The 13,405-nt window shown below is 69.1% G+C and carries 13 protein-coding genes; 9 read left to right on the top strand and 4 right to left on the bottom strand.

The window, feature by feature from the left end; all coding sequences use genetic code 11:
- Nucleotides 1–18: 18 nt before the first annotated feature.
- On the top strand, nucleotides 19–1,464 hold the full coding sequence (locus tag OU415_RS09810) for a tetratricopeptide repeat-containing diguanylate cyclase (protein WP_270948303.1): 1,446 nt from the start codon (nucleotides 19–21) through the stop codon (nucleotides 1,462–1,464).
- Between the two features lie 162 nt (nucleotides 1,465–1,626).
- Here OU415_RS09810 and OU415_RS09805 read toward each other — a convergent pair whose 3' ends face one another.
- Nucleotides 1,627–2,991: an MFS transporter gene (locus OU415_RS09805; RefSeq protein WP_270948302.1), complete on the bottom strand. Its 1,365-nt coding sequence runs from the start codon at nucleotides 2,989–2,991 to the stop codon at nucleotides 1,627–1,629.
- A gap of 218 nt (nucleotides 2,992–3,209) precedes the next feature.
- Here OU415_RS09805 and OU415_RS09800 point away from each other — a divergent pair, with 218 nt between their 5' ends.
- From OU415_RS09800 to OU415_RS09785, 4 genes are read left to right on the top strand one after another with little or no spacing between them, the layout of a single operon-like run.
- Nucleotides 3,210–4,301: an exo-alpha-sialidase gene (locus OU415_RS09800; protein WP_270948301.1), complete on the top strand. Its 1,092-nt coding sequence runs from the start codon at nucleotides 3,210–3,212 to the stop codon at nucleotides 4,299–4,301.
- Entirely contained in the window at nucleotides 4,298–5,932 is a 1,635-nt protein-coding gene (locus OU415_RS09795; RefSeq protein WP_270948300.1) for a fucose isomerase, read from the top strand. The genes OU415_RS09800 and OU415_RS09795 overlap by 4 nt, the downstream gene beginning before the upstream one ends.
- Nucleotides 5,929–6,057 (top strand): hypothetical protein, encoded by a 129-nt coding sequence (locus OU415_RS09790; protein ID WP_270948299.1) that lies wholly within the window; start codon nucleotides 5,929–5,931, stop codon nucleotides 6,055–6,057. Before OU415_RS09795 ends, OU415_RS09790 begins: the two co-directional genes overlap by 4 nt.
- Before the next feature lie 34 nt (nucleotides 6,058–6,091).
- Entirely contained in the window at nucleotides 6,092–6,766 is a 675-nt protein-coding gene (locus OU415_RS09785) for a GntR family transcriptional regulator (RefSeq protein ID WP_270948298.1), read from the top strand.
- 68 nt (nucleotides 6,767–6,834) lie between these two features.
- Here OU415_RS09785 and OU415_RS09780 read toward each other — a convergent pair whose 3' ends face one another.
- Nucleotides 6,835–7,491: a hypothetical protein gene (locus OU415_RS09780; protein ID WP_270948297.1), complete on the bottom strand. Its 657-nt coding sequence runs from the start codon at nucleotides 7,489–7,491 to the stop codon at nucleotides 6,835–6,837.
- Nucleotides 7,492–7,774: 283 nt separating this feature from the next.
- Between OU415_RS09780 and OU415_RS09775 the strand changes: the two genes are divergently transcribed.
- Both OU415_RS09775 and OU415_RS09770 read left to right on the top strand, forming a co-directional pair.
- Nucleotides 7,775–8,221, top strand: a complete 447-nt coding sequence (locus OU415_RS09775) for an Hsp20/alpha crystallin family protein (protein ID WP_270948296.1) — start codon at nucleotides 7,775–7,777, stop codon at nucleotides 8,219–8,221.
- Nucleotides 8,222–8,285: 64 nt separating this feature from the next.
- Nucleotides 8,286–8,609 carry a MerR family transcriptional regulator gene (locus tag OU415_RS09770; protein ID WP_270948295.1) on the top strand — a complete coding sequence of 108 codons (324 nt, stop codon included), beginning with the start codon at nucleotides 8,286–8,288 and terminating at the stop codon, nucleotides 8,607–8,609.
- 327 nt (nucleotides 8,610–8,936) lie between these two features.
- Here the strand turns inward: OU415_RS09770 and hchA are convergent, their stop codons facing one another.
- Nucleotides 8,937–9,818 carry a glyoxalase III HchA gene (hchA, locus tag OU415_RS09765; protein ID WP_270948294.1) on the bottom strand — a complete coding sequence of 294 codons (882 nt, stop codon included), beginning with the start codon at nucleotides 9,816–9,818 and terminating at the stop codon, nucleotides 8,937–8,939.
- A 263-nt stretch (nucleotides 9,819–10,081) separates the two neighbouring features.
- Between hchA and OU415_RS09760 the strand changes: the two genes are divergently transcribed.
- A complete protein-coding gene (locus tag OU415_RS09760) occupies nucleotides 10,082–11,359 on the top strand; it encodes a PucR family transcriptional regulator (protein WP_270948293.1) in 1,278 nt (425 codons plus the stop codon).
- A 98-nt stretch (nucleotides 11,360–11,457) separates the two neighbouring features.
- On the opposite strand, the gene OU415_RS09755 is transcribed toward OU415_RS09760, so the two are convergent.
- On the bottom strand, nucleotides 11,458–11,928 hold the full coding sequence (locus OU415_RS09755) for a L,D-transpeptidase (protein ID WP_270948292.1): 471 nt from the start codon (nucleotides 11,926–11,928) through the stop codon (nucleotides 11,458–11,460).
- A gap of 412 nt (nucleotides 11,929–12,340) precedes the next feature.
- On the opposite strand from OU415_RS09755, the gene OU415_RS09750 reads away from it, so the two are divergent.
- Nucleotides 12,341–13,351, top strand: coding sequence for an ankyrin repeat domain-containing protein (locus OU415_RS09750; protein WP_333777430.1), 1,011 nt, complete (start codon nucleotides 12,341–12,343; stop codon nucleotides 13,349–13,351).
- The last annotated feature ends 54 nt before the right edge of the window (nucleotides 13,352–13,405 follow it).

The following is a 13,405-nucleotide window of genomic DNA, read 5'->3' as shown; positions in this document are numbered from 1 at the left end:
CGGGAGAACGATCCGTTGATGGCGGGGTTGGTCCCCGAGGCGGACAGGCATGTCCGGATGCTGCTGGAGTCCGGCCGCCCGAACGCCGCCGGCCTCGCCTTCAAGCGGCTGGTCGCCGACGGGGCCAACCACGTCGACGGCCCGTGGGACTCCAGCGTCGTGCTCGTGCACCGGGCATACCTGGCGTGGCGGCTGGACCGGATCCCGCTCGCCCTGGACCTCGTCGCCGAGGGGTGGACCGGGCTCGACGTCGACCGGCCGGAGGGCGGCGCCGCCGCGCAAACCATCGGCATGCTCGGGGATCTGCTGCAGGCTGTCGGGCACCACGACGCCGCGCGCGAGTTCATCGCCCAGTCGGTTCAGGTCGCCCGGCGCTGCGGGGATCCGGAGGTACTCGCGCACTGCCTGGAGCGGGAGGCGAATTGCTGGCAGCTGCGGGCCATGAGCGCCAACAGCACCGCCGACGACTGCTTCCGCGCGGCGCTGGAGCTCTTCGACGAAGCGCTGTCGCTGGCCTCCCCGGGACAGGTCCGCGATCGCGTTCGGGCCGGCAGTGCTCGGGCGCTGGCCGCCCTCGGGCACCTCGCCGAAGCGGAGAGCCGCGCGGTGCAGGCCCTGGCAGCGGGCGAGGAAGCGCAGGACCGCTACACCTCGGCGATCGCGAACTGGGTGCTCGCCGAGATCCGTCGGCACCAGCACCGACTGGCCGAAGCCCGGACTTTCGCCCGCCGAGCGGTCGAAACAGCGGAATGGATCCGGGACACCAGGCTGCGGATTCGGTTCTCGCTGGCGCTGACCGCGATCTGCCGAGAGCTGGGCGACCCCGTCGGAGAAGCCGCCGCGCTGCGCAGCATGGTCGCCGCCAGCAGAACCGCGATGCGCGTCCTGCAGACCGCGCTCGGCCAGGCCCTGGACCAACGCCGCGCCGCCATCGAGGCGCAGCGCCAGGAGTCCGCCGCGCAGCAGGACGCGTGCCAGGACCCGCTGACCGGCCTGCTCAACCGGCGCGGCGTGGAGAACCGGGCCTCGGCTGCCGATCAGATCTCGGTGCGGTGGCTGATGGTGATGGACGTCGACAACCTCAAGGAGATCAACGACGCCGCGGGCCACATCGCGGGCGACGCCGTCTTGCGGGAGTTGGCTCAGCTGCTGCGGCGCGAATGCCGCTCCGACGACCTGGTCTGCCGATGGGCGGGCGATGAGTTCGTGGTGCTGCTCGCCGACCGGACCGACGGCCCGGAGCTGGCCGAGCGCATCCGCGCGGCGGTGGGGACCCACGACTGGACGCCGCAACTGGGCTCGGGAGGCCGACCGCCGACCATCAGCGTCGGCGTCGCCGTCGGCGCGACCTCTTTCGCCTCCCTTTTCGTCGCCGCCGACCGAGCCCTCTACCGGGCGAAGCACGCCGGCCGCAACAGGGTCGAGGTCGAAACCGGCCAGGCCCTTCCGCCGGCACCGATCTGACGCACGTTCGTGCACGAACCGGGCGGGCTCCGGACCGTGGCGAGGCTCCGCCCGGTGGCTGGTGCTGCGACGTGATTCGGCCCGGCCCCGTCCGTCCACATCGGATGGACGGGGCCGGGGATCCTGGGCGGCAGGGCTTGTTGGCCCGTCACCTCCCCGCGGTCACTTCCGCACCGCAGACCCCGCGTTGCCAGGAGCGGCAGCGGACGGGCTCGCGCCCGTGTTGCGCAGGTCGCGGCGGAAGGTTTCGGGGGACTTCCACACCGCGGCCATGGTGATCGCGGCGCCCAGCACGACGTACCCGGCGACCAGGGGCCAGCGGGTGCTGTCCGGGCCGGCCAGGGCGGTGGCGATGAACGGGGTCAGGCCGCCGGTGAGGATGGAGGCGATTTCGCGGCCCGCAGCGGCCCCCGTGTAGCGGCGGTTGGCGGGGAAGAGCTCGGCGAAGAAGGCCGGCTGGACCGCGTTGATCGCGTTGTGGCCGAGGTTGAGGACGAGGACGTAGCCGAGCAGGATCAGCAGGAAGTTCCCGGACTGCAGCAGCCAGAAGAAGGGGAACGCCGTGATGGCGACGACGACGGCGCCGAGCATGTAGACCGGCCGCCGCCCCTTGCGGTCCGAGAGCGCCGCGAACAGTCCGTGCGCTGGGAAGGCGAGAACCGAGACGATGAGGATCGCCGTGTTCAGGGTGGACTTGTCGATGCCGAGGGCGCCGTTGGCGTAGGACAGGGCGAAGACGGTCAGCAGGAAGTAGGGGAGGGCTTCGGCGAAGCGCAGGCCGACGATGAGCAGCAGATTGCGCCAGTCCTCACGGAACACGGCGCGGACGGGGCCGCTTTCGTGCTGCGGTGTCTCCGGCCGGCCTGCGGCCTCGGTGAAGACCGGGCTCTCGTCCAGCGAGCGCCGCAGCCAGAACGTCACGGCGAGGATGACGGCGGACAGCAGGAACGGGATCCGCCAGCCCCATGAGTAGAGCGCCTCGTCCGGCAGGGTGTACACCCACGCGAAGACGGCAGTGATGAGGATCTGGGCCGAGAAACCGCCGATGTTGGGCCAGGCGGCGAAGAAGCCGCGCCGGTGTGCTGGGGCCGACTCGAGGACGATGATCATGGAGCCGCCCCATTCGCCGCCGACGGCGAAACCCTGCACGAGACGCAGGAGGACGAGCAGTGCCGGCGCGAGGACGCCGAGGGTGGCGTAGCCGGGGAGCAGTCCGATCGCGATCGTGGACAGGCCCATCACGGACAGCGTGAGCAGCAGGGTGGACTTGCGGCCGCGTACGTCACCGCGCCGTCCGAAGAACAGGCCGCCGAGCGGTCTGGCGAGGAAGCCGACGGCGAAGGTGCCGAACGCGGCGAGGGTGGCGAGGAATCCTTCCTCGCCGGGGAAGAAGACCTTCGGGAAGATCACGGCCGCTGCCGTGCCGTAGACCAGGAAGTCGTAGTACTCGAGCGTGTTGCCCAGAAAACTGGATGCCGCGACTTTCCATGCGTAGCGCCGGTCGGTCTGCGGAGCGGTCGCGGCCATGCGCGTCCCTCCCATTCATCGCCGCCCCGTGCGTGGCCGGGGAGGCACGTCGTCGTGCCCGGCGATGACTATGCACCGGCGACCGTTAACCGTCAACGGTTTTCGTTGACGGTTAACCGTTGCCGAAGTAGTGTTCCGATCACCGGCGATGAGCCCGCAGCCGAGCTCCCCGGGCGTTGCCGCCGCGCCTCGTGACCGCCCCTCCACCGGAGATCGAGATGTCCCGCCTCGAAGCCACCGCCCTTCCGGCCGCCCTCACCCGAAGGTTCGTGACCGTCGACGATCCGCGGTGGCGCCAGTGCCACGCCTCGACCGTCGCCGTCATCGGAGGTTCACCGGTGGTCGCCTGGTTCGCGGGGACCCGCGAGGGAACGCCGGACAACCGCATCTGGCTGTCGGACCCGACGGGGGTGCACGCCCTCGACACCGGGCGCGACGTCGCGCACTGGAATCCCGTGCTCGCGCCGGATCCGTCCGAGGATGGTGTGCTGTGGCTGTTCGCGAAGGCCGGGCCGCGGATCTCGGAGTGGGTCACCCTCGTGACCCGCACGCGAGACGGCGGTGTGACCTGGGATCCGCCGCGTGAGCTGGTCCCGGCAGACCGTTCCGGCGGCCGCGGGCCGGTGAAGAACCCGCCGCTGGCCACCCCCGAGGGCCGGTGGCTGGCACCGGCTTCGGTCGAGCACTGGTCCGAACCGGCCCGCTGGGAACCGTTCGTCGATGTCTCGGCGGACGGCGGCGCCACCTGGTCGCGCGCCCCGATTCCCGTCGACCGCGCCGCGTTGCGCGGCGCGGGCCACATCCAGCCGTCGCTGTGGCTGGGGCCCGACGGTCCGGTGGCGCTGATGCGCAGCACTGAAGGCCACGCCCACCGCGCCGTCTCCGGCGACGGCGGAGTCAGTTGGAGCGCAGCCGCCCCGACCGGCCTGCCGAACAACAACTCCGGGCTGTGCGCGGTCGCCCTGCCTTCCGGCCGCATCGCCTGCGTCCACAACCCCTCGTCCCAGGACTGGGGCAGCCGCTGCCCCCTGGTCGTCTCCCTCTCCGACGACGATGGCATGACCTGGCGCCAGGCGGCCGTCGTCGACGACGGAGTCACCCCCGTGGACCCCACCGTTCCGCTCGTGCTCGCCCCGCGGGCGCGGCCGGGCTTCGTTCCAGGCGACGCCGGCGTGGTGACCAGCGGCGTCGCGGAGTTCTCCTACCCGACCGCCGTCATCGACGGATTCGACCTGCTCATCACCTACACCTGGCAGCGGCGCGGCATCGTCCTCGCCCGACTGCCCCTGTCCCTTCTGGAGGAGTCGTGACCTACCGGCTGCCCGAGCCCCGGCCGCAGCTCAGCGCCCCGCCGCGCACGGCGTACCTGATCGCCAGCGGTGATCTGCGCCCGGCCGCCAACGTGGCGGGCTGGCCCGCGCAGGAAGCTCTGGAGAAGGGCGTCACCGAGGCCTTCGCCACGCTCGGCTGGGCAGTGCGGCGGGCGCACCCGCACGACCCGAGCAAGGGGCACGGCTTCATCGACAGCCAGCGCGCCGGACTGGAGGTCTTCAAGGCCATCCCGCCGCAGGCCCCGCTGATCGTCGCGGAAGCGGTGTGGCAGTACAGCCACCACGTGCTGGCCGGCCTGCGCACCCACGAAGGCCCCGTGCTCACGGTCGCCAACTTCGACGGGACCTGGCCCGGTCTGGTCGGCCTGCTCGGGCTGAACGCCGGCATGGCGAAGATGGGCCGGGAGTACTCCACCACCTGGTCCGTCGACTTCACCGACGACTTCTTCCTCGAGGGCCTGCGCGAGTGGACCGAGACCGGCCGCATCACGCACGACAACTCGCACGTGCGGCCGCTGCCCGAGCTGTCCGAGTCCGCGGAGCGGGCGCTGGGCGTCGCCATTGCCGAGCAGCTGCGCCGTGACAAGGCCATCGTCGGTGTCTTCGACGAGGGCTGCATGGGCATGTACAACGCGATCATCGACGACGAACTGCTCAACCCGCTCGGCATCTACAAGGAGCGGCTGTCGCAGAGCGCCCTGTACGCCGAGATGCTGCGCGTACCGGATGCGGAGGCCGACGCCGCCCGCACCTGGCTCGACCGGGCGGGCATGACCTTCGCCACCGGCACCGACGAAGCCGCCGAGCTGACCGACCGGCAGATCCGCGAGCAGCTGAAGATGTACATCGCGGCGTTGCGGATCGCCGACGACTTCGGCCTGGACGCGGTGGGAATCCAGTACCAGCAGGGCCTGAAGGACCTGACCCCCGCATCCGATCTGGCCGAGGGCCTGCTGAACAACGTGGAGCGCCCGCAGGTGACCAGCCGCGACGGCTCGCGCGTGCTGTACGAGGGGCGGCCGCTGCCGCACTTCAACGAGGCCGATGAGGGCGTGGCCGTCGATGCGCTGATCACCAACCGGATCTGGACCGCCATGGGCCTGGACCCGGCGACCACGCTGCACGACGTGCGCTGGGGCGAGGAGTACGCAGGGCAGTTCGTCTGGGTCTACGAGATCTCCGGGTCCGTACCGCCGTCCCACCTCACCGGCGGCTACGCGGGTGCGGTCAGCTGGCGGCAGGACCCGGTGTACTTCCCCGCTGGTGGCGGCACCATCAAGGGCGTGAGCAAACCGGGCGAGATCGTCTGGTCCCGGCTCTACATCGCCGACGGCGGGCTCCACCTGGACATCGGCCGCGGCTCGGTCGTGGAACTGCCGCCCGAGGAGACCGAGCGTCGCTGGGCCGCGACCAACCCCGAGTGGCCGATCGCCCACGTGGTCACCCACGGTGTCAGCCGCGACCAGTTCATGGGGCGGCACAAGGCCAACCACGTCCAACTCGCGTACTCTCCCGACGCCGCCACCGCCGATGCCGCGCTCGTGGCCAAGGCAGCGGCCTTCCACGAGCTCGGTGTCGCCGTCCACCTGTGCGGGGAAGTCCGGGTATGAGCTTCCTCGGTGTCGACATCGGAACCTCCAGCAGCAAGGGCGTCCTGGTTGACGCCTCCGGCCCGCTGCAACTGGACCGGCAGGCATCCCGCACGATGGAATGGGAAACGGCTGTCAACCGTTGACGGCGCGGACGAAGCACGAGAGGGAGGGGTCGGTGTGGACCAGCTGGCCGTGAGGCAGGTGCGGCAGCTGCCGCTGGGGGAGCGCGTGGCGCACCAGCTGCGGGTCCTGATCGTCACGGGGCAGCTGGAATCGGGAACGCATCTGGTGGAGGGCGCCCTGGCGGACCGGTTCGACGTCAGCCGCGGCCCGATCCGCGACGCCCTGCGGCTGCTGGAATCGGAGGGCCTGGTGGAGTCCCGGCGTCGCGGCGTGTACGTCACCGGGCTCGGCGAGGACGATGTCGACGAGCTGTTCACCTTGCGCGAGTCCCTGGAGACGCTGGCTCTCACCCGCGCCATCGAGCGCGCCGGGAAACACGACATCGACGTGCTGAACTCGCTGGTCACCGCCATGGCGGAGGCGGCAGACGAGGGGGACCCGGCCGTCTTCGCCCAGGCCGACCTGGAGTTCCACTCCGCCTTCTACGCGCTGGCCGGACATCGGCGTCTTGCGGCCGTCTGGGAGCAGTACCGGCCGGTGTTCGCGGTCATCCTGGACGTCACCAACACCCAGGACCGCGACCTCCACCCCGCCGCGGAAGCCCACGCCGACTTGCTGCACGCCATCCGCTCCGGCGACGTCGCGCAGGCCACCAGCCTCCTCAGCAGCCACCTGCTGGGTGCCGGGAACCGGCTGCAGGCGGCACTGCGGCAGGTGGCCCGCACGTAGGCGCTGATCGCGCGCACGAGAGACAGCCGGATGGCGCTCGGCAGAGTGCCAGAGGACTCGCACGCCAACTACACGGCTCCTGCTTCCTGAAATCGTTTGGGGGAGAGGGCTTTCTGCCGTCCCGCCTTCGCGTTTCGGGGACCGAGCAGGACCAGGCTCGCGCAGTCAGCGGCGGCCATCCAGTCGTCGACCGTGGCCTCCGGGTCGGTCAGGCCGAGCTCGGCCAGGCTGCCGACCACGCCCAGGTCGGTCTCGGCGGCTCGGTCGGCGGGCACCAGCACGTTCCACCACACCTGGTGGTTGGTCACCGCCGCGGTCACGACCAGGGCCCCGTGCCCGTCGTGCTGCCCCACGACCCATTCCACGGCGTCACCGGGCACGCAGACGATCACCGGCACACCACCGATCCGGCAGGCCGGGAGCGCGGCGAGTCGGGCACGCAGCCGCTGGTCGGTCAGGACCTCCATCAACACCCGGCTGGTGTGCTCGCGTTCCAGGACCCGTTCGTCGAGGGCCTCGCGCACCCACAGGCCGTCGCCGGCGGCATGCTCGGTGTGCTCGACCCGCTTCCCGTCGCCGATGGCGGTGCCAGCCATCAACTGCTGGGCCTGCCCCAGCGAGGGTGCGCGCACGTGCACGGGAATCTCACCGTCGCTGGTCGCGTACCCGCGCCACCGAAGCGGGTGGTCCAGTTCGCACCGGTACACCACGTGCCGCGTTGCCATCGTCTGCACCACCTTCCACTGCCGGAAAACAGGCGAAGCAGCTCCACATAACTGGGAGTCATCGGCCTTGCAAATCTGGAGTCGTGGTTTCAGAATAAGTGGTGCAGGGCCTTTGGCAAGAGGCCTACCAGCGGAAATGAGGGAGGTGAGCGGCTGTCGGTCATGTCTGCTCGCGGAGCGCTCGGGGAGCGAGCGTCCCGACGGGTGCGGGGCCTTTCCCCGGCGCTCCCGCGGCCGAAATCGTGTGCGGTGACGATGAACGTGTGAAAGGACGTGGTCAGTGATGACGCTGGCGTTCGATCCGTTCTTCCGTGATCTCAACCGGCTGACCGCCGAGGTGTTCGGCAGCGCCCGCGCACCCCAGACCATGGCCATGGACGCCTACCGGGCCGGCGATGACTACGTGGTCGAGTTCGACCTGCCCGGCATCGACCCCGAGTCGCTGGAAGTCAGCGCGGAGCACAACACCCTGACCGTGCGCGCCCAGCGCCGCGAGCGCCCGGCCGGGGAGGGCGATGCCGAGGTCAGCTACCTGACCGCCGAACGCCCCCGCGGCACCTTCTCCCGCCAGCTCTCCCTCGGTAGCGGCCTGGACGTGGACAAGATCAGCGCCGACTACACCGACGGGGTGCTCACCGTGAGGTTGCCGGTGGCCGAGCGGGCCAAGCCGCGGCGCATCGAAATCGGTCACGGCGGCGGCCGCAAGGTCATCGAGGGCGCCACCCAATGACCCCTCGCTCCCGGGCCCGGCCTGCAGCCGGGCCCGGCGTGCATTCCGACCTCACGAGGTGCCGATGACTGCTCAATCGCCCGACGACCAGGTGACCAGCGCATTCGACGACGTCGACTACCCCGCCTACACCATGGGCCGCGCCGCCGAGATGCTCGGCGTCACCCCTGAGTTCCTCCGCAGCCTCGACGCCGCCGGGCTGCTCACCCCCGACCGTTCCGCCGGTGGGCACCGCCGCTACAGCCGCACCGAGCTAGCCCTCGCCGCCCGGGTCCGCGAACTCCTCGACTCCGGCCTCACCGTCCTGGTCGCCGCCTGCCGCATCGTCGAACTCGAACGCGACCTGGCCGCAGCCCAGCGCTCCGCCGACGGCGACGGGACGCCCTGACCATCAGCGGCGCCCGCGGTCCGCGAACACCCGGCCCGATGGTGGTCACCGGCGTCGATGTGCGGGATGGGCGTGCCGGGACAGGTTCCTGCGGCGAGGGTTGTTCTTTGTGATGTTCCGTTCGAGCCTCATCGGTCGATCCTTGGGCAGGTGGAGGGACGGTCCGAGTTACGCCGACTTCACGAAACCTGTTGAGGCAGGCAAAGTTCTGGCTGACATGCTTACGCTCCGGCTAAGTGTCCACTTAGGGCTGCAGGTGGCAAGTCAGTGGAAGTCGGCCGCTTCCCGGGCGAGCACGTCGGAGAACCTCCGACTGCCCCGGGTGCTCTATGCGGTTTCCTGGACTGCCTCGATGAGAGCTCCGGCGGCGAGCAGGCCGAGATCGTTCGAGGCGAGCGGGCTGTCGCCGGTGAGGAGCTTGCGGTCTTGGTGGGTCTTGCCGGTCATGTCATCGTTGAGGACCGTCAGGCCCTGCTTGGTCAACCGATCGGCGACGAGCCACCGCAGCCGCCCTGGCAGGTAGCCGATGTCAAGGTTCGGGCCTTCGTCGAGAGCATCCGGGAACACGCAGACGGAGTAGCCCTTGAACGGCGACTCCTGCTTGCCCAGGGATGCGGCTAGCAGCGCGGCCGGGCCGTGGCACAGCGTGATGATGAATTTGTCGTTCGCCAGAGCCCAGTCCAGCGTGTCCTGTACTGCCTCGCTCTCCGGCAACCCGATGACCGCTGCATGCCCACCAGGGATGAACACGGCGAGGTAGTCGGAATCCGCACCGAATTCGTCGGCGACGACCTCGGTGAGTTTCTTGGGCTGCTTCAGCTTCGGCTTGAGCGACTCATAAGTGGCCTGTACGGCTTCGTCCTCGTGCGGCATGGCCCACAATTCGAGTTTGGCCGGGTTGCCACCGATGGTCGCGACATCGACCTCGAAACCGGCCTCGATGAGGTGGTGCAGGGGAAGCAGCATCTCGACCGGATGGTTGCCCGTCGAGAAGAACTTGCCGTCCTCCAGCAGGAGGTAGCGCTCATCCGCGGCGATCATGAGGATCTTCCACTTGCCCCCGGTGTATTCACCCTTGTGCTGCACACCGGCGAAGTTGGTCTTCGATGACGTGTACTGGCTCAGCGAATACGGGGACGGGAAGAACGCGTTGTCCTCAGCTTCGTCCGGCGTTGGATTCTTGCTCAGATCGGCAGTATCGGACGACATCTCGTGAACCCGCTTTCATCGTTGAACCTGGTCGAACGTGCGGCCTAGCGAACATCAGCTCGGTGTTCGCAGGACGATCTTGCAGCCGTGGGGGCCGCTTTCCACTGGCCTTCGTAGTACTGGACTATCCCGGTGACTCGCCCTCGGGGCACGATGACCGGCTCACAACACCTGGCAGTTCGTCTTGTGGTTGGACAACAAATGTCGATTACGCTGGGGGCGAGGTTGACCACCGGGCGGCGACTTCGGGTTGGGGAGGTGCGGTGAACGCGCGACGCGATGGGGCAGCGGACGAGGTCGCTCCCGCTGTTCGTCGAATCATCGATGGCGTCGAGGCGTTGTTCGATGTGATCGTGGCGCGCTCGGTGGAGAAGACCTTGGCGCAGGTGCCCGCATACGCCGCGAGCCCGGACGAAGGGCTGCACGCCGAGCTGACCGCGCATGTGGACGCGGTGTTCAGGGCTGCGCTCACCTCGCTGTCGGAGGCCAGGTCGCCGCAACGTTCCGACTTTCCGGTCACCTGGAAGTACGCGGCGAATCGCGTGCGCCAAGGCGTCACCTTGTCCGACTTCCTCCAGGCTTACCGGATCGGGCAGGTCACCCTTTGGGAAGGTCTGCTGGAAGCCGCGGAGGACGACCCTGAGGCGCGTGAAGCGGCACTCACGCTCGCCACTCACGTGATGCAGGTGATCGAAGTGGGCAGCACGGTGGCGGCGGAGGCTTTCCTGCACGCCCAGCAGCATCAGGTCGCGGAAACCGACCGAGTCCGTCGAGACCTCCTCGAGGACCTGCTCGCGCGCCGCGACCTGTCGCCCGGCCCTAAACAGGCCATGCTTCGGTCGGTTGGCCTCGAGCCCGAGACCAGGGTGAGCGTTGCGTCCGCCGCACCGGTCGGGCCGCTGGCCGGTGATTGGACCCTGCGCGAAGCGGTATCCGCGGTGCGTGAGGCGGTCGGCGCCGGCTATCAAGGGCTCACGGTCGTACGCCAGGACGAGGTCGTCACGATCTCCCCGGTGCGCTCCAACGGAATCAGCGGTGTAGTGGACGTCTTGGAGCAAGCGATTGCGCGGCTGAGCCGTCGGGGAATGCCGTTGGCAGTGGGTATCAGCACCGTCCACGAGGGCCTGACCGAAGTGCCGGAAGCCTATGCCGAAGCATGCGCGGCCAGGGACGGGCTCCGGGGTGAGCCCGGAGTGCTGGCGCTTCCGCTGCTATCCACCTTCGACTACCTGGTGCTGCGTGATGATGAGACCGCCCGTCGGCTCATCCGGCCCGCGCTGCGGCGGTTCGTGGAGGAAGACCGGGCCCGAGGCGGCGCACTGATCAGCACGCTACTGGAGTACATCGCCAGCGATCTCAACGCGAAGGTCGCGGCGGAACGCCTGCACGTGCATGCCAACACCGCCTATTACCGGTTGGATCGCATCGCTGAGCGCACCGGGTGCGACCTGCGGCGGCTCGCCGACGTACAGGAGCTCTTGATCGCCGTGCGGTTGCTGTCCGGTCGCCCATCGGCCGGATCGTCGCCGGGGAGTCCGTGAACGCACCCCAAGTTTGTGACCTGGCCACTAAGGGCAAAGCGAAACGCCCTGCTCTCGCAGGGCGTTTCGGGTTCAGTGCCGCGGGCGATCCGGTCGGGTCACTGCACGACCTGGACCTCGTCACCGACGTTGAGCTTGTCGAAGAAGGTCCGCGCGGACTTCTCCGACAGGTGCACGCATCCCGCCGAGCGGTTGGTCAGGCTGCCCTGGTGGAACGCCACGCCGGTGTTGGTGAAGAACACGGAGTACGGCATCGGCGCGTTGTTGTACTCCCGGCTGACGTGGTCCTTGTCCTTGTACTGGACCTGGAACGTTCCGGTCGGGGTGGGGGAGTCGGGGCGACCCCCCAGCGCAGAGGCCTCGCCGTAGTAGACCTGCCCATCCCGGATCAGCCAGGCGCGGTTTCGGGACAGGCTCACGCATGCCTTCGCCGTGACCGTGCACGGCGTCCCCGCAACCAGGGCGGATGAATCCGCGGGTGCGGCTTCCGCGGTCGGGACCAGCCCGGCGAACAGGCCACCCGACAGCGTCGCGATCACCGATAACGCGATCGTCTTCCTGCGAGACATCCATTCTCCCCTCATGATCAGCGGCTCTGCCAAAACGCTTCCGCCAAGCCGATCCGCCGATTCCGGTCATTCGGCGTGGTGCCAGCGCTCGGACGGAGCTGAACTCTATTCGGTCCCCGATGTGAGCTGGGAACCGACCTTCTTCGAACGGTGCGAATATGGCTTGTTCGGACAACGGGCTGGATGAAATCGCCGAGTTGTGCGAGATTGCGGCATTGATCCATTTTGACCAGTTCGGCGAAATCCGGAGCAGCTGAGTTGTGCACGTACTCGGGTGAGTCGCAGGCAGGACGTGCGGTTCGCTTTTCGAGCGTGCGGCGCGGAGCGGGGGCTTCGAACATCTCGTTCCAGCTTGGCCGACATCAACAGCCGAAGGCAAGAGCGCGTTGGCTGTTGTCGATGTCCGGAGCCGATGTCGGTGGGTTGGGACAAGATCATCCGCGTGTCCCGCACGTCTCGAAGGAGGAGCATGGTTACTGCCGATAGATCCGGATGGGCTGGGCTGAGCTTCTGGGCTTGGACGGATTACGGCCAAATCCGGGCGCGGCTCGACGCGGGCGCCGATCCGAACGCCCCGGTGCAGACAAGTCGGCCCTTGCACGAAGCGGCAGAGCGCGGTTCGCCGGAAGTGGTCGCGGAGTTGGCGCGTCGCGTCGATGACCTCGACGCGGAATGCGAGGGCCGCACGGCGCTCTGGCGCGCCGTCTACGCCAACCGCCCGGACAACGCCCGCGCCTTGGTCGCCGCCGGCGCCGATCCGAGGCGGCCGACGATCGCGGGCTGGTCACCCGCCCGCCTCAGCCTGGCCGGGCCGAATCCCGACCTGTTCGACCTCGAACCCGGGGAACTCGAGCTGTCCCGAGAAGAAGTCGCCGCAGTGGTGGAAGGGCGGCGATTGACCGCGGCCCTCGGCAACCTGGAGGTCACCGAGGGACTCGGCCTGGCTTGCGTCGCAGGAATCAGCTCCGCCGAAGCGGCGCGGCGGCTGGAGGCCGTGCCCGTCGAGGGCTTCGAACCCGACCCGTTCGACTTCGAGCAGGACATCGCCCTCATCGGGGCCACCGATGTGCCCGGTGGCTGCGTCATCAGCCAGCTGTGGGGCTACGCGCCGCAAATGCCAGGCGTGACACGCCGACTGTCCACGGGCACCATCTGCTACGGCTTTTATGCCAACCCCAAGAGCGGCGGGCAGGGGAGCATCGCCCGCGATGGTGTCATCGAGGGGTGGGATCTGTCCCCAGGTGGTGACCCCTACGCCGATGATCCCGCCGAACAAGTCCTCGCCGCCTACCTCTACCAGCGCAACGCCGTCGCCTACTGCTGCGCCTATGCAGGTCTGCGGCTGACCGACAGCCGCGCGATCAACGGCAAGCCCGACCGCTGGCTGCGGCTGCCCGAACGCGACTACTGGCAGTGGACCTGACGGGCTCCAACGCGGCGCCGGGTGCTGCTCTCGCAAGCGGCGCCCGGCGACACG

This window comes from Saccharopolyspora oryzae, from assembly GCF_027853915.1.
Taxonomy (GTDB): domain Bacteria; phylum Actinomycetota; class Actinomycetes; order Mycobacteriales; family Pseudonocardiaceae; genus Saccharopolyspora; species Saccharopolyspora oryzae.
This window is presented reverse-complemented; position numbering and strand designations above follow the sequence as displayed.